The organism is Neisseria sp. RH3002v2g, from assembly GCF_014596425.2.
Taxonomy (GTDB): domain Bacteria; phylum Pseudomonadota; class Gammaproteobacteria; order Burkholderiales; family Neisseriaceae; genus Neisseria.
Window position 1 is genome coordinate 1582160 of sequence record NZ_CP110721.1, and the last position, 14480, is coordinate 1596639.

General features: G+C 48.1%; 15 protein-coding genes and 2 tRNA genes. 4 read left to right on the forward strand and 13 right to left on the reverse strand.

Features of this window, described 5'->3' with window-relative positions; all coding sequences use genetic code 11:
• Positions 1-17: 17 nt before the first annotated feature.
• The 4 genes from penA to mraZ all read right to left on the reverse strand — a co-directional run bounded on the left by penA (position 18) and on the right by mraZ (position 3580).
• Positions 18-1766, reverse strand: a complete 1749-nt coding sequence (gene penA / locus BBP27_RS07435) for a peptidoglycan D,D-transpeptidase PBP2 (RefSeq protein WP_049322578.1) — start codon at positions 1764-1766, stop codon at positions 18-20.
• A gap of 74 nt (positions 1767-1840) precedes the next feature.
• Positions 1841-2104, reverse strand: a complete 264-nt coding sequence (gene ftsL, locus BBP27_RS07440) for a cell division protein FtsL (RefSeq protein ID WP_003681879.1) — start codon at positions 2102-2104, stop codon at positions 1841-1843.
• A gap of 61 nt (positions 2105-2165) precedes the next feature.
• Entirely contained in the window at positions 2166-3128 is a 963-nt protein-coding gene (rsmH, locus tag BBP27_RS07445) for a 16S rRNA (cytosine(1402)-N(4))-methyltransferase RsmH (RefSeq protein ID WP_188212080.1), read from the reverse strand.
• Positions 3125-3580 carry a division/cell wall cluster transcriptional repressor MraZ gene (gene mraZ, locus BBP27_RS07450; protein WP_003748265.1) on the reverse strand — a complete coding sequence of 152 codons (456 nt, stop codon included), beginning with the start codon at positions 3578-3580 and terminating at the stop codon, positions 3125-3127. Before mraZ ends, rsmH begins: the two co-directional genes overlap by 4 nt.
• A 401-nt stretch (positions 3581-3981) precedes the next feature.
• Here mraZ and BBP27_RS07455 point away from each other — a divergent pair, with 401 nt between their 5' ends.
• From BBP27_RS07455 to BBP27_RS07465, 3 genes are all read left to right on the forward strand, one after another.
• A complete protein-coding gene (locus BBP27_RS07455) occupies positions 3982-5133 on the forward strand; it encodes a class I SAM-dependent methyltransferase (RefSeq protein ID WP_188212081.1) in 1152 nt (383 codons plus the stop codon).
• Positions 5134-5239: 106 nt separating this feature from the next.
• A tRNA-Met gene (locus BBP27_RS07460) sits at positions 5240-5316 on the forward strand.
• 6 nt (positions 5317-5322) lie between these two features.
• Positions 5323-5398: transfer RNA gene (locus tag BBP27_RS07465), tRNA-Ala, on the forward strand.
• Between the two features lie 172 nt (positions 5399-5570).
• Here the strand turns inward: BBP27_RS07465 and BBP27_RS07470 are convergent.
• The 6 genes from BBP27_RS07470 to BBP27_RS07495 all read right to left on the reverse strand — a co-directional run bounded on the left by BBP27_RS07470 (position 5571) and on the right by BBP27_RS07495 (position 10602).
• The gene (locus tag BBP27_RS07470; RefSeq protein ID WP_188212082.1) at positions 5571-5975 is read right to left on the reverse strand and encodes a ClpXP protease specificity-enhancing factor; all 405 of its coding nucleotides are present in this window, start codon (positions 5973-5975) and stop codon (positions 5571-5573) included.
• 11 nt (positions 5976-5986) lie between these two features.
• Positions 5987-6592 (reverse strand): glutathione S-transferase N-terminal domain-containing protein, encoded by a 606-nt coding sequence (locus BBP27_RS07475; protein ID WP_039861850.1) that lies wholly within the window; start codon positions 6590-6592, stop codon positions 5987-5989.
• Positions 6593-6806: 214 nt separating this feature from the next.
• Positions 6807-7592 carry a cytochrome c1 gene (locus BBP27_RS07480; protein ID WP_188212083.1) on the reverse strand — a complete coding sequence of 262 codons (786 nt, stop codon included), beginning with the start codon at positions 7590-7592 and terminating at the stop codon, positions 6807-6809.
• 14 nt (positions 7593-7606) lie between these two features.
• Positions 7607-9130, reverse strand: a complete 1524-nt coding sequence (locus tag BBP27_RS07485) for a cytochrome b (protein ID WP_502887191.1) — start codon at positions 9128-9130, stop codon at positions 7607-7609.
• An 18-nt stretch (positions 9131-9148) separates the two neighbouring features.
• Entirely contained in the window at positions 9149-9730 is a 582-nt protein-coding gene (gene petA / locus BBP27_RS07490; RefSeq protein WP_003685865.1) for a ubiquinol-cytochrome c reductase iron-sulfur subunit, read from the reverse strand.
• Between the two features lie 122 nt (positions 9731-9852).
• Positions 9853-10602 carry a Nif3-like dinuclear metal center hexameric protein gene (locus BBP27_RS07495; protein WP_188212084.1) on the reverse strand — a complete coding sequence of 250 codons (750 nt, stop codon included), beginning with the start codon at positions 10600-10602 and terminating at the stop codon, positions 9853-9855.
• Positions 10603-10777: 175 nt separating this feature from the next.
• On the opposite strand from BBP27_RS07495, the gene BBP27_RS07500 reads away from it, so the two are divergent.
• Positions 10778-11704: a LysR family transcriptional regulator gene (locus BBP27_RS07500; RefSeq protein WP_003748251.1), complete on the forward strand. Its 927-nt coding sequence runs from the start codon at positions 10778-10780 to the stop codon at positions 11702-11704.
• A gap of 63 nt (positions 11705-11767) precedes the next feature.
• Here the strand turns inward: BBP27_RS07500 and BBP27_RS07505 are convergent, their stop codons facing one another.
• From BBP27_RS07505 to dnaJ, 3 genes are all read right to left on the reverse strand, one after another.
• A complete protein-coding gene (locus tag BBP27_RS07505; RefSeq protein WP_188212085.1) occupies positions 11768-12427 on the reverse strand; it encodes a TIGR01621 family pseudouridine synthase in 660 nt (219 codons plus the stop codon).
• 1 nt (position 12428) lies between these two features.
• Entirely contained in the window at positions 12429-13007 is a 579-nt protein-coding gene (locus BBP27_RS07510) for a TMEM165/GDT1 family protein (protein ID WP_188212086.1), read from the reverse strand.
• A gap of 297 nt (positions 13008-13304) precedes the next feature.
• Positions 13305-14456, reverse strand: coding sequence for a molecular chaperone DnaJ (dnaJ, locus tag BBP27_RS07515; protein WP_049322586.1), 1152 nt, complete (start codon positions 14454-14456; stop codon positions 13305-13307).
• Between the last annotated feature and the right edge of the window lie 24 nt (positions 14457-14480).

Below are 14480 nucleotides of genomic sequence, written 5' to 3' on the forward strand. Positions count from 1 at the left end.
CTCTTTGATTGTTTGGATTATGACGGTACTTTGACGGTAGCGGCATTACTTAAAGGCTTGGTTGGGGAAACGCCCAAGATGTTCAAGCTTCCGCTCATGACTTCTTTGAATACGGGACCGGCAACCACGCCGCCGTAATAGCCGTTGGCAGTCGGTTCGTCGATGGTAACGGCCACAATCACGCGTGGATTTTTAGCCGGAGCAAAACCGATGAACGTACCGACGTGTTTGTTGTCCACATAGCGGCCATTGACCAGTTTACGCGCCGTACCGGTTTTCGCACCTACATCGAAACCATCCACCGCACCTGCAGTACCGGTACCGCCGGCTTCAGTAACGGAAACCATCAACTCGCGCACTTTTTTTGCGGTAGAGGCTTTGATGACGCGTTTGCCTTTAGGGGCAACTGCTTGTTTTTCAAAGCTGACCGGCAACAATTCGCCGTCATGGGTCAAGACAGTATAGGCACGCGCCAATTGCAACAGGCTCAATTGCAGGCCATAACCGAAAGACATGGTTGCCTGTTCGATTTTTTGCCATCTGCGCCAGCTTCTCAACAAACCTGCAGTCTCACCCGGGAAGCCTGAATGCATACGCACGCCCACACCCAAATCATGATAGAAATCGTACATTTCTTTAGGCGTAAACATGGCAGAAAGCTTACTGGTGCCGACGTTGGAAGATTTTTGCATGATGCCGCGTACATCCAAAGTAGGATAAACGTGGGTGTCTTGTACGGTGGCCGGACCGATTTTGTAAGGCAGGGTATTGAATGTATCGGTCGTATCCACTTTGCCGGAATCCAGCGCTTTGGCAATGGTAAACGGCTTCATGGCAGAACCGGGTTCGATCATGTCGGTTACGGCGCGGTTGCGGCGCTGTTCGCTATTGGCTTGGCCGGGCTGATTCGGATCGTAAGCCGGGCTGTTGACCAAAGCCAAAATTTCGCCGGTTTGCGCATCCAATACCACAACCGTACCCGCTTTGGCCTTGTGATAAGCCACAGCTTTGTTCAACTCCTCATAAGCCAGCGTCTGAATGCGCTGATCCAAAGACAAAATCATATCTTGGCCGTTTTTAGGCACGCTGTTGCGTGGAGAGTCGAGGCTGTCTACGATATTGCCTTTGTTGTCGCGCAATACGACTTTCGCACCATCTTCACCGCGCAGGCTGTCTTCACGGGAAAGCTCCAAGCCTTCCTGACCTTTGCCGTCGATATTGGTAAAACCGATAACGTGCGCAAACAGATTGCCCATCGGGTAATGGCGTTTCAATTCTTTTTGGAAGGCGATGCCTTTAATGCCCAATGCTTTGATTTCTTCCGCTTTTTCGTAGCTGAGTTGACGCTTCAGATAGATAAAGCCTTTGTCTTTTTTAGACAATTTATTTTTTAACACTTCAACAGGCACATCGGCAATGGCAGACAGTTTCTCCAACTGCTCGTCAGTCGGCATTTCCTCCATACCGGAAGGCATGGCATACAATGATTCGGTAGGTGCGCTCAAAGCCAATGTAGCACCATTGCGGTCGGTAATCATACCGCGTGATGCAGGCAGCGGAAGCGTGCGCACAAAACGTTGGTCACCCTGATTTTTCAAAAACTCATGCTGACTGGTTTGCAGATAAACCCCGCGCACCAACAGACCGGTAAATGCCAGCGCAACAGCACCCAGCACCAAACCGATACGTCCGTTACTTGTCAGCGGTTTTTTTGTTTTTGTGGTTCCAGACAGCATTTGAGGTTTATATTCGTTCTTAATTAACATGTTGGACTTCTCATGACTTAGCTGCTCAGTGAGCTATTAATTCCCGTAAACACCTTGAAAACAAGGCGATATTCTTATTTTTTGCGTTCCAGCATAGCCGTATTATGCGCACCCGGCGGAAGCAGATGTTGCTTTTCGGCCGCCACTTTAATCAGTTTGTGGTTGGCCAATCTTGCCTGCTCCAGCTTCAAGCGCGCGTAATCCTGTTCCAACTGAATTTCCCGCTTTTGCGCCTTATCCAACTCGATAAAGTGCAAGCGCGACTGGTTTTGCTTAAACACTACGGCAAAGGCTGAAACCGTCACCAAAACCAGTAATAAAATATTCAACTTACCCATTTCAAACTTTCAGACGGCCTGTCAATAGAAACATCCCTTGCGACAATGCCGAAACGCTTCCCTAGTCAACAACCGAAAATTCGCCGCTGCTTCGCTCCGCCACACGCAAAACTGCACTGCGCGCACGCGGATTGGCTTCAGTCTCTGCCGAACCCGGTTTGATTGCTTTGCCCACAGCCTTCAAAGGCGGCTGAGGCAAATCCGCTTCCTTAACCACTGCCCAACGGGGCAATGGCGCATGTTGCGAATATTTTTTAATAAACTGCTTCACAATTCTGTCTTCCAGCGAATGGAACGCAATGACAGCCAAGCGCCCACCCTCTTTCAGACGGCCTGCAACTTGCGGCAAAACTGCCTCTACCTCTTCGAGCTCGCGGTTAATAAAGATGCGAACTGCTTGGAAGGTGCGCGTTGCAGGGTCTTGTCCGCGCTCACGAGTACGGACGTTTTGCGCCACAAGCTGCGCCAGCTTGCGGGTTGTATCGATGGGACTCTCCTCGCGTTGCGCAACAATGGCGCGCGCAATCTGGCGACTAAACCGCTCTTCACCATAATTCTTAATTACCTCGTGTAAATCCTGTTCGGATGCGGTTGCAATCCATTCTGCCGCAGACATCCCGCGAGTCGGATCCATCCGCATATCCAACGGTGCATCAAAGCGGAAACTGAATCCGCGGCTGCCATCGTCAATTTGCGGCGACGAAATCCCCAAATCAAAAAGCGCACCGTCAATCTTATCGATACCCAATTCATCCAAGGCCGTCTGAAATGTTTCAAAACCATTGTGTACGACACTGACGCGCCTATCTTGCTCTGCCAATTCATTAGCTACCGCAATCGCCTCGGGGTCTTTGTCAAAAACAACCAAACGCCCCTGCTCACCCAAACGCGACAAAATCAGCCGGGAATGCCCTCCCCTACCGAACGTGCCGTCCACATAAATCCCGTCTTCACGGATTGCCAACGCATCCACCGCCTCATGCAACAAGACAGTAACATGCTGATAATTTTCAACTTTACTCACAATTGCAAATCCGTTTGACTCAATTGGAAAGCCAATTCATCAGGATCGATATCCAAAGCCTGATTCATTTCCTCTTCCCAATGTTCGCGGCCCCACAACTCCATACGGTTTGCACGGCCAACCAAAGTAACTTCTTTTTCAAAATCCACGCGTTTGCGCAGATTGGCCGGAATCAAAACTCGTCCGGCGCTATCCCACTCCAAAATCTCCGCATTATGCAGCAGTAAATTCTGATACCGTTGTAAAGATTCATTGCCAGCCACTTTCAACTTCAAAATCTGCTCGGCTTTTTCTTCCCAAACGGGCTCGGGGTACATCAATAATTTTTTTCGGGAATCCAGTGTGACCACAATCGCAGGCGTATAACGGCGCAGCAAAATATCGCGGAATTTGGCAGGAATCGCCAACCGCCCTTTACTGTCCATACTCAATTCATGAGCACCGCCAAACACATCACACCCCAAATTCGATTAAAATAAAACAGAGTGGGATTAAAAATCCCACCTTCCTAAAATCTTTCGTTTTCACTTCCACGGAACACTTTTTAGGAAAAAGTAACCACTTTCACCCACTATGCCCCACTAACCGACACTATAAGAAATTTTGGCAATCAGGTCAAATCCGTTTCTTATCTGAAATAAAACACTAAACACTTTAAATTCAATAGGTTATATATATAAAAAAGCATGACAAATTGATATACAAGTAGTTTCATATAGCATAAAACACTATATATAGTATCATTTTTGTTTTTAACATACTACATATAGTATTTTTATACCCTATTACCACCCCTCTCATAAGGGGCTATAATATACAAACAAATTCAAATTTTTTACATTATCTAACAGTCATGAAGCCTCAACTCCCCCTTCCTTCCCCTGATGCACAAGCTTCTTCAGCACATCTGACCAAGCTCATAAAAAATGAAATTGAACAACATCAAAACTGGATACCCTTCTCCCGTTTTATGGAGCTTGCCCTTTACACACCTCAATACGGCTATTACAGCGGAGGCAGCCATAAAATCGGTACGGACGGCGACTTCATTACTGCCCCTACCCTTTCTCCCTTATTCGGACAAACCCTTGCCAAACAACTTGACGAATTACTGCCGCAAACAGCAGGCAATATCTATGAATTTGGTGCAGGTACAGGTCATCTCGCTGCTACACTCTTGCAAAACCTTTCAGACGGCCTGAATCATTACTATATTATCGAGCTATCGGCAGAGCTTGCAGAGAGACAACGTCAATATATTCTTGAACATACCTCCCCTGAAATAGCCGCTAAAGCCATCCACCTCACCACATTGCCTGAACACTTTGACGGCATCATCATCGGCAACGAAGTATTGGATGCCATGCCGGTTGAACGCTTGATTTATCAAGATGACGGGTTTCAACAAATCGGCGTCAGCCTAAAGAATGACGAGTTAATCGAAGCCATAAGACCCTTGACCCAAGCCGAACTTACGCAAACAGCTGCCTTGTACTTCCCTCCCCTTCCCTCATACACAAGCGAGCTGCATCCGGCACAATATGCCTTTATCCAAACCCTGTCCGCCAAATTGCAGCGCGGCGGCATGATATTTATTGATTACGGCTTCGATGCCGCTCAGTATTACCATCCGCAACGCAAGGAAGGCACATTTATCGGCCACTATCGCCACCACACCATCCATGATCCGTTTTTCAATATCGGCCTGACCGATTTGACTGCACACGTCAATTTCACTGATATTGCACGTGCCGGCACGGAATCAGGTTTAGACTTAATCGGCTACCTGCCCCAATCTTATTTCCTGCTCAATCTCGGCATCACTGATCTGCTGACACAAATCGGCAGCCCGGATTCGGTTGAATATATCCAAGCCGCCGCCGCAGTACAAAAACTAATACATCAGCACGAAATGGGCGAACTTTTTAAAGTGATCGCTTTTGGCAAAGACATCGATATCGATTGGACAGGCTTTAGCCACGGCGATATTTGCCATAAGCTATAGCCTGACAACCTACTTTTTATTTTTTAAAAACAATAAGAAATAAAAAAAACCAAAATTAGCGCTTGCCAAATATTCAAAAAAAACTATAATAGCGACTTCACGAAACGGCGAATTAGCTCAGTCGGTTAGAGCAGAGGAATCATAATCCTTGTGTCCGGGGTTCGAGTCCCTGATTCGCCACCAAATTTCGGGGGTATAGCTCAGTTGGTAGAGCGCTTGCATGGCATGCAAGAGGTCAGCGGTTCGATCCCGCTTACCTCCACCACTAAACAAAAAAGCTCTTGTTAAATGCAAGAGCTTTTTTGTTTAGCTTGATTAATAACTGATTGCTCATTAATTTTGCCACTTCAATACCCAATCAATACAATACCTAATCAATACAATACCTAATCAATAAAGGCCGTCTGAAACATTTCAGACGGCCTTTTATCTTTTAATTACTTCACAAGCTTCAATACTTTTTTCGATTTTTCTTCCGCAGATTTAGCTTTTTTATCTTCAGCTACCGCAACCTCGGCAGAAGCAGGCTGATATGGTTCTACCTCAAAACCCATACCCTCTCCACTTTCGCGGCCAAATATACTGACAATATGACCGACCGGAATCCAAATCTCGTGCGCTACGCCGGAAAAGCGTGCAGAGAAATTGACCCATTCGTTGTCGATATTCAAGTTATGGCTGGCGGTAGGACCAATATTTAAAACAATTTCATTATCGCGTACATACTGCATCGGCACACGGGTATGCTCATTTACCCAAGCTACGATATGCGGTGTTTGGTTATTGTCCAAACACCATTCATACAAAGCACGCAACAAATACGGTTTGGTTGAAGTTGCCATAGATCCATCCCTTAACGACGCATGGCTTTTTCAGCCGGCGTCAATGCTTCAATAAAGGCTTCGCGTTGGAAAATACGCTCGGCGTACTTCAGCAAAGGCGCAGCAGATTTACCCAGTTTGATGTCGTAATAGTCCAAACGCCACAACAGTGGAGATAAGGCAACATCAATCATGGAGAAGTCATCGCCCAAGATGTATTTGTTTTTAGTAAAAGACGGTGCCAACAGTGTCAAACCATTGCCAATGGCTTCACGCGCTTTAGCTTGTTCTTTATTGGTAGATTCAGGGTTTTCCAACACTTGCACCAAGCTGAACAATTCTTTTTCCATGCGGTACAGCACCAAACGGCCGCGACCGCGCATAACAGGATCACCCGGCATCAACTGAGGATGAGGGAAACGCTCATCAATGTATTCGTTGATGATGTTTGATTCGTGCAAAATCAAATCACGCTCAACCAAGACCGGTACTTGGTTATACGGATTCATCAAAGCCAAGTCTTCAGGTTTATTGAACACGTCCACATCTTTGATTTCAAAATCCATGCCTTTTTCGTACAGCACAAAACGGCAACGTTGGCTGAATGGACAAGTAATACCTGAATACAATGTCATCATAATCTTTTACTCCTGATAAATCTTTTCAGACGGCCTTAAGCCTTATAAAAATTCAGACAGAATTATACATAATTTCAAACACTTAATCCAGAAATTTCACATATCACATTGTTTATATTAAGTAATTTTAAAATTTACATTATTTCCGCATAAACTGATTTCACAAACAAAAAAGGCAAACCTGAAACAGGTTTGCCTTTTTGATTCAAAAGAATTAGTGAACGTCTTTCCAGAATTCTTTTTTCAGGAAGTAAGCCAATGGCAGCATTACCGCAAACAGGAATGCTAGAACCATGTAGCCGATACGGTGGCGTTGCAACTGAGCAGGCTCACCCATGTACACCAAGTAGTTCACCAAATCGCGTACATAAGTATCGTACTCTTTTTGGATCACTTTACCGTTAGGCAGGCGACGGCTGTACAGACCGGTAGATTCCCAATACAGCTTAGGAGTCAGGTTGCCATGCTCGTCTTTAATCATAACGGGCTGACCTTTAGCATCCAACTCAACGGCTTGAACCCCTTGTTGCTCCCACAGTGGGTGAGGCATACTTGCACCAGCCAAAACAGTATTGTTCCAACCGGTCGGACGAGTTGGGTCTTTATAGAAGCCGCGCATATAAGCGTACAGGTAGTCTGCACCTTTAGAACGGGCAATCAGGGTCAAATCCGGCGGAGGCGCACCCAACCATTTGGAGGCATCTTTCGGATCCATTGCCGCTACCATGACATCACCAACGTTGTCTGTTGTGAACATCAGGTTTTTCTTGATTTCATCTTCAGTCAAACCGATGTCTTTCAGACGGTTGAAGCGCATACCGCTTGCAGAGTGGCAAGACAAACAGTAGTTTGTAAAGATTTGCGCACCGTGCTGCAGGCTGACTTGATCACGCAGGTCGATATCGACTTTTTCGTAGTGTCCGCCGCCGCTGGCGACGGCTGCACTCATAGGCACTGCCAGCAATAAGGCAGCAAACCAGTTTTTCAGAGTTTGTTTCATTTTCGCTGCCCTCATCAGATATTGGTTGCAAACAGGTAAGCACCGACAACGGTAATACCAATGTAAACAAAGAACATAATTTTTTGTTTAGTAGTGCTCATGGTTACGCGTTCAGGCGTATCTTTTTCGATATTAAACGCATTCAGGAATGGAATAGCTGCAAAGAAAACAGTGTAAGCCAGAACGAACGCCTTAACGATGTAATTTGGCAAGACTGCAACTAAATACAGGTTATAAATAATTAAAGCTACATAAACAAACAGACTGATTAAATATTTAATACCTCCAGCTTTTTCAGCCAACCATTTAGGGTTTGTATGCAAAGGCATACCGATGAAGAACAAGAAATAGAATGCACTGAATGCACGAGCAAAAGCTGTACGAGTATCATCTGCTACCAATGCACCCAAAATTCCCAAGCCGATAAAAGATACAACAAACAACGCCAACATTACTTTGAAAGAGTTGTTGCGGTAACGAACAGATTTTACAGGTGACTTATCCAGCCAAGGCAACAAGGCAATCAACACAACTGCTGCACCCATGCCGATTACACCCCATACCTGAGTACCTGCCATCGAAGGAATCGCACGCAGAATTGCGTAGAACGGAGTGAAGTACCATACCGGCGCAATGTGCGGAGGTGTTTTCAGTGCATTTGCTGCATCGAAGTTTGGCGCTTCCAAGAAGTAGCCACCGCCTTCAGGTGCAAAGAACAACACAGAACAGAAGACAATAAGGAATACAACGACGCCCAAGATGTCTTTAACGGTGTAGTAAGGATGGAATGGGATACCATCGCGTGGAATACCGTTTTCGTCTTTGTTTTTCTTGATTTCAACGCCATCAGGGTTGTTAGAACCCACTTCGTGCAGAGCGATGATGTGAGCCACGACCAAGCCGAGCAATACCAGAGGTACTGCGATAACGTGCAGGGCGAAGAAGCGGTTCAAAGTAACGTCGGAAACGTTGAAGTCACCGCGGATCCAAGTGGACAAATCAGGACCGATAACAGGGATGGCGGAGAACAGGTTAATAATTACCTGCGCACCCCAGAAGGACATTTGACCCCAAGGCAACAGGTAACCCATAAAGGCTTCTGCCATCAATGCCAAGAAAATCAAGGAACCGAAAATCCACACCAATTCACGAGGTTTTTTGTACGATCCGTAAATCAGACCACGGAACATGTGCAGATAAACGACGATGAAGAAGAAAGATGCGCCAGTGGAGTGCATGTAGCGGATGATCCAGCCGCCGGACACGTCGCGCATGATGTACTCTACTGCAGTAAAGGCAGCAGGTAGATGGTAGGCGTTAAGGTTGCCGTCCGGTTTGTAGTTCATGGTCAGGAAAATACCGCTGACGATTTGAATTACAAGGACAAGCAGGGCCAAAGAGCCGAAGTAATACCAGAAGTTGAAGTTCTTCGGCGCATAGTATTGAGCCAAATGCTCATTCCACATTTTAGACAGAGGGAAGCGAGCGTCCATCCAGCCTAACAATGCTTTTGCTTTGCTATTGGTTTGGTTTGCCATAATTATCGTTCCTTATTTTTAGTCTTCGCCCACCAAAACAGTCGTATCGCTCAGATATTTGTAAGGCGGTACAACCAAGTTGGTCGGTGCAGGAACACCTTTGTATACTCGGCCTGCAATGTCGAATTTCGAACCGTGGCAAGGGCAGAAGAAACCGCCTTTCCAGTCTGCACCCAAGTCGGCGGGAGCAATGTCGGGACGGTAAGTCGGAGAGCAACCCAGGTGGGTACAGATACCGATAGCGACGAGGAGGTTCGGCTTGATCGAACGGTGCTCGTTTTTAGCGTATTCCGGTTGCTGATCCACTTCGGAATTAGGGTCTGTAACTGCACCATCCAAACTTTTCAAGTCTTTGAGCTGTTGATCTGTGCGGTTGACCAGCCAAATCGGTTTACCCTGCCATTCGGCAGTCAGCATTTGACCTGCTTCGATTTTGCTGACATCTACTTCGACAGCAGCACCGGCAGCCTTAGCTTTCTCCGATGGGAAGAAGCTGGCCACGAAAGGCGTAGCTACGCCTAGAGCCGCCACACCGCCTGCACCGCAAGTAGCCAGTGTCAGAAAACGGCGGCGACCGTTGTTGATTTCTTGATTATCCATTATTCAGTCGTCCTAAAATTTTGGGAATACCGAGCCATTAAACAGCGTAATTCTACCTAGTTTGTTGTAATACTCAAAGCATTATTTAAAATAAGGTAAAGTTTTATGATATTGCTCAATACTCAAGCAGGATTGTTTTCATCAAAGTGAACCACTTCGATACCGAATTTTTCTGCCACGGCATCGCCTAAGGCGCGGACGCCGTAACGTTCTGTCGCATGATGGCCGGCACTGATAAATGCCACACCCGTTTCGTTGGCAAGATGATATTGCGCTTCGGAAATTTCACCGGTCAGATACGCATCGACACCTTCGTCTACGGCCGTCTGAAAAAATCCCTGCGCACCGCCGCTACACCAGGCAATGCGTTTGATTTCGCGTTCAAGATCGCCGATAACGGTCGGCTTGCGGCCGAATACCGCCTCAATGCGTTCAGACAACTGCGCCAGCGTTTGCGTGGTTTTCAGACGGCCTGTATTCAACAGGTTTTGCTCGCCGAATTGTTTTTCGAGCACCCAATCGAGTTTCTCGGCCAACTGTGCGTTATTGCCTAATTGCGGGTGCGCGTCCAGCGGCAGGTGGTAGCCCGCCATATTGATTTGGTGTTGCAGCAAGGTTTCAATGCGTGCTTTTTTCCAACCGGTAATCGTGACAGGCTCGCTTTTCCAAAACATGCCGTGGTGAACCAAAAGCAGATCCGCCCCCTGCTCTACGGCAAAATCAATTGCAGCTTTGCTGGCGGTAACCGAAGTGGCGATTTTGGCAATTTCTTCTTTGCCTTCGACCTGCAAACCATTGGGCGCATAGTCCTTAAACAGCCCGATCTGCAAAGTCTCATCACACCAAGCCAGAATTTCGCGGCGTAAAGCCATATTCCGCTCCTTATATCTATCTTCAAAAACAGCTTCGCATTCTAACCGCAAAATCTGTTTATGCCTCAAATTCTTACATTCCGATTTCAGCAATCATTCCCAACATTAATCATTTGCACATCATCATGAATTATTTTAATATACACCACCTTACCCACAGGCCGTCTGAAAACACATGGACTCTATTATCGAATTGCGTCATCTCAAAACCTTGCTGGCTTTAGAAGAAACCGGCAGCGTTTCCCTTGCCGCCAAACGGGTTTTCCTGACCCAATCCGCCCTGTCGCACCAAATCCGCGCCTTGGAAAATTATTACGAAACGCCGTTGTTTGAACGTAAATCCACACCTTTGCGCTTCACTCCGGCCGGTATGCGCCTATTGCAACTGGCGCGCGAACTGTTGCCGCAGGTTGCCGCTGCCGAGCGCGATCTAGTGAGGATTATCGAAGGCGAAGCGGGCGAACTCAGGCTTGCTGTCGAATGCCACACCTGCTTCGACTGGCTGATGCCTGCCATGGGTGAGTTCCGCCCCTTATGGCCGCAAGTTGAATTGGACATCGTTTCCGGTTTCCAAGCCGATCCGGTCGGGCTGCTGCTGCAACACCGCGCCGATCTTGCCATCGTTTCCGAAGCCGAGCCGCTCAACGGCATCAGCTACCGCCCTCTGTTTGCCTATGAAATGGTCGGTATCTGCGCAGAAGACCACCCGCTTGCCGACAAAGACGTTTGGGAAGCGGAAGATTTTATCGACGAAACCCTGATTACTTATCCCGTCCCCGACGAAATGCTGGATTTGCCCAAAAAAGTGCTGTTGCCCAAAGGCATTAATCCGCCGCGCCGCCACAGCGAGTTGACCATCGCCATTATTCAACTGGTTGCCAGCAAACGCGGCATCGCCGCCCTGCCCTATTGGACGGTTATGCCGTATCTGGAAAAAGGCTACGTCGTCCACCGCAAAATCACTTCAGACGGCCTGCAAAGCAAACTTTATGCCGCCATTCGTACGGAAGACGCCAACAAAGGCTATCTGGACAACTTCTGCCAAATTACGCACGACCGCTGTTTTGCCGACTTACCGGGTTTGAGCGAATTGGAAATGTAAACTTGAAACAATCAAAAGGCCGTCTGAACAATTTCAGACGGCTTTTTCAATATATAAAAAATCTCACTTCTTCTCTTCGGATTCATCCGAATCCAAACACGCCGACAAATCGATTTCAGACGGCCATGTTTTATCAGGCGCAACCCGAATATCGAAATGCTCGCCGCGATAGTCGAAAACCAAACGCCAAGCGTGCAGAAACAGATGTCCCGCCTCATCGCCGCCATACAGCGTATCGCCCAAAATCGGACTGCCTATGCTTTTCATGGCCACGCGCAGCTGATGGGTTTTACCGGTAAACGGTTGCAACACAAACAGGCGCAAACCGGGCTGCAGGCTTTGGCTGCTGAAACGGGTAACGGCAAAATTATCCTCATCACGCGTCAGCTTCCATGTACCACGCCGTGAACGCGCCATACCGCCTTTCACCCAGCCCTGCTTTTTCGCCGGCTTGTGCGTACCGAGTGCCAAATAAGTTTTACGCATGGTTTTCTCGACAAACTGCGCCGACAAAGCGGCCGCGCTATCGCGGTTGAGCGCAAACAGCAACAGGCCGCTGGTGGCCTTGTCCAAACGGTGAACCAACCACACGCGTTCAACGCCGAGTTGCTGCGCCAGCGAAGCGGTCAGGCAAACATCCCCTTCCGATTCGCTGTGCACCGATACGCCGCAAGGCTTATTGATGACCACAAAGTCTTCGTGTTCAAAAACAATGTCCCACATTTCAGACGGCCTTCAACACAATACCGTCGCCAAGCAGGGTCAAAATACCCAGCAGGCAGAACAAGATACACGCAACAATGCGCACTGCTTTGGCCGGAATCTTGCGCATCAGCATTTCGCCCAAATACACGGCAGGCACAGAAGCAATCATCAAACCGGCAATACTGCCGAACACGACCAGCAGGATAGATTGGTATTTTGCTGCCAAAAGAACTGTTGCAATCTGCGTTTTATCGCCGATTTCAGCCAAGAAAAACAGGACGACCGTCGCCGTAAATGCGCCGTATTTCAGCCACTTGCCGTCAGGATCTTCGTCTTTGTCCGGCAACAGCAGCCACAATCCAACCGCAATAAAACTGCCGCCGACCACCCATTTCATGACTTCGGGCGAAATAGCGGATACCAGCCAGACCCCGAGTGCGGCTGAAACAAGATGGTTCAACAGGGTTGCAATAAAGATACCGGCAACAATCGCGTTTTTGTGGGCAAAACGTGCTGCCAAAAAGAGCGCGAGCAATTGCGTCTTATCGCCGATTTCGGCAATGGCAACGCCCAGCGTCGAGGAGAAAAAAGCTTCCATGATTTAAGATACTCAACCGAAAAGCGGGCAAACAAAAAGCGCTGTGCATACCGCCCGCAAGGGTATGGACAACGCTTACGTCTTGCCTGTCTTCCGATAAAGCAGAGAAGATACCGCTGCCACGGCCGCACAAGCCGATTATGTTGACAACGGTTTCGGCATTGCGCCGAATGGCTACTCCCGTAAGAGTGAAGCGCGCATTGTAAGGCAAACCATAGCCTGAAGCAACAAAAAGAAAAACAAAAGGCCGTCTGAAACCTCATTCAATCAGGTTTCAGACGGCCTTTTTCACAACGATTAATTATCGGAGAACAAATCGCCTACTTTTTCGCCTACTTTTTCCCAAAACGATTTTTTGCGCGGGGTTTGGCTGAGATTGAGGCCGGAGGAGATTTTTTCAAATTCTTCCAGCAACTCTTTCTGACGGTCGGTCAGGTTAACCGGTGTTTCAACCAAAATGTGGCAGTACAAATCGCCGGTCGAGCTGGAGCGCAGAGACTTAATGCCTTTGCCTTTCACGCGCATACGGCGGCCGGTTTGCGTTTCTTTCGGGATGTGCAGTTTGACTTTACCGTCCAAAGTCGGCACTTCGACTTCGCCGCCCAATGCGGCAATGGCAAAGCTGATCGGCAGTTCGCAATGCAGGTCCAAGCCGTTGCGCTCGAAGATTTTGTGCTGTCTCACGCGGACATTGACGTACAAATCGCCTGCCGGCGCACCGTGTTGACCCGGCTCGCCCTCGCCGCTCAAGCGGATGCGTTGACCGTCGTCGATGCCTGCCGGAATGTTGACTTCAACTGTTTTACTGGTTTTGGTGCGGCCTTCGCCACGGCATTTAACGCAAGGATCTTTGATTTCTTTGCCTGTACCGTGACAAGTCGGACAAGTCTGCTGCATTTGGAAAATGGCTTGGCGGACGTGTACCGTACCTGAGCCGTGACAGGTCGAACAAGTCGATGCGGATGTGCCCGGTTTGGCACCTGAGCCGTGGCAGACATCACATTCTTCGTAAGTCGGAATATTGATGCGTTTTTTCACGCCTTTGGCGGCTTCTTCAAGAGAAATCTCTATACCGACCTGCAAGTCCGCGCCGCTGTAATCCGGCTGGCGGCCGCCGGCACCGCCGCCGAACATTTGGCTGAAAATATCGGAAAAATCGAAGCCTTGCGCGCCGCCGAACCCGCCAAAACCGCCGAATCCGCCCGCGCCGCCACCCATGCCCTGCTCAAACGCGGCATGGCCGTATTGGTCGTACATGGCGCGTTTTTCCTTGTCTGACAAGGTATCGTAAGCTTTTTGGACTTCTTTAAATTTTTCTTCCGCTTCTTTGTTGTCAGGGTTGCGGTCGGGATGGTATTTCATTGCCAGCTTGCGGTAGGCTTTTTTGATTTCATCGTCGCTAGCGCTGCGGGCAACACCAAGTGTTTCGTAAAAATCTTTATTGCTCATAATTTTGATAGTGTTAAGAATGAA

Excerpts from the sequence above, each read along its gene's own strand:
- penA (WP_049322578.1), bottom strand. The coding sequence starts at position 1,766 with ATGTTAATTAAGAACGAATATAAACCTCAAATGCTGTCTGGAACCACA.
- ftsL (WP_003681879.1), bottom strand. The coding sequence starts at position 2,104 with ATGGGTAAGTTGAATATTTTATTACTGGTTTTGGTGACGGTTTCAGCC.
- BBP27_RS07455 (WP_188212081.1), top strand. The coding sequence starts at position 3,982 with ATGAAGCCTCAACTCCCCCTTCCTTCCCCTGATGCACAAGCTTCTTCA.
- BBP27_RS07470 (WP_188212082.1), bottom strand. The coding sequence starts at position 5,975 with ATGGCAACTTCAACCAAACCGTATTTGTTGCGTGCTTTGTATGAATGG.
- BBP27_RS07475 (WP_039861850.1), bottom strand. The coding sequence starts at position 6,592 with ATGATGACATTGTATTCAGGTATTACTTGTCCATTCAGCCAACGTTGC.
- BBP27_RS07480 (WP_188212083.1), bottom strand. The coding sequence starts at position 7,592 with ATGAAACAAACTCTGAAAAACTGGTTTGCTGCCTTATTGCTGGCAGTG.
- BBP27_RS07485 (WP_502887191.1), bottom strand. The coding sequence starts at position 9,130 with ATGGCAAACCAAACCAATAGCAAAGCAAAAGCATTGTTAGGCTGGATG.
- petA (WP_003685865.1), bottom strand. The coding sequence starts at position 9,730 with ATGGATAATCAAGAAATCAACAACGGTCGCCGCCGTTTTCTGACACTG.
- BBP27_RS07495 (WP_188212084.1), bottom strand. The coding sequence starts at position 10,602 with ATGGCTTTACGCCGCGAAATTCTGGCTTGGTGTGATGAGACTTTGCAG.
- BBP27_RS07500 (WP_003748251.1), top strand. The coding sequence starts at position 10,778 with ATGGACTCTATTATCGAATTGCGTCATCTCAAAACCTTGCTGGCTTTA.
- BBP27_RS07505 (WP_188212085.1), bottom strand. The coding sequence starts at position 12,427 with ATGTGGGACATTGTTTTTGAACACGAAGACTTTGTGGTCATCAATAAG.
- BBP27_RS07510 (WP_188212086.1), bottom strand. The coding sequence starts at position 13,007 with ATGGAAGCTTTTTTCTCCTCGACGCTGGGCGTTGCCATTGCCGAAATC.
- dnaJ (WP_049322586.1), bottom strand. The coding sequence starts at position 14,456 with ATGAGCAATAAAGATTTTTACGAAACACTTGGTGTTGCCCGCAGCGCT.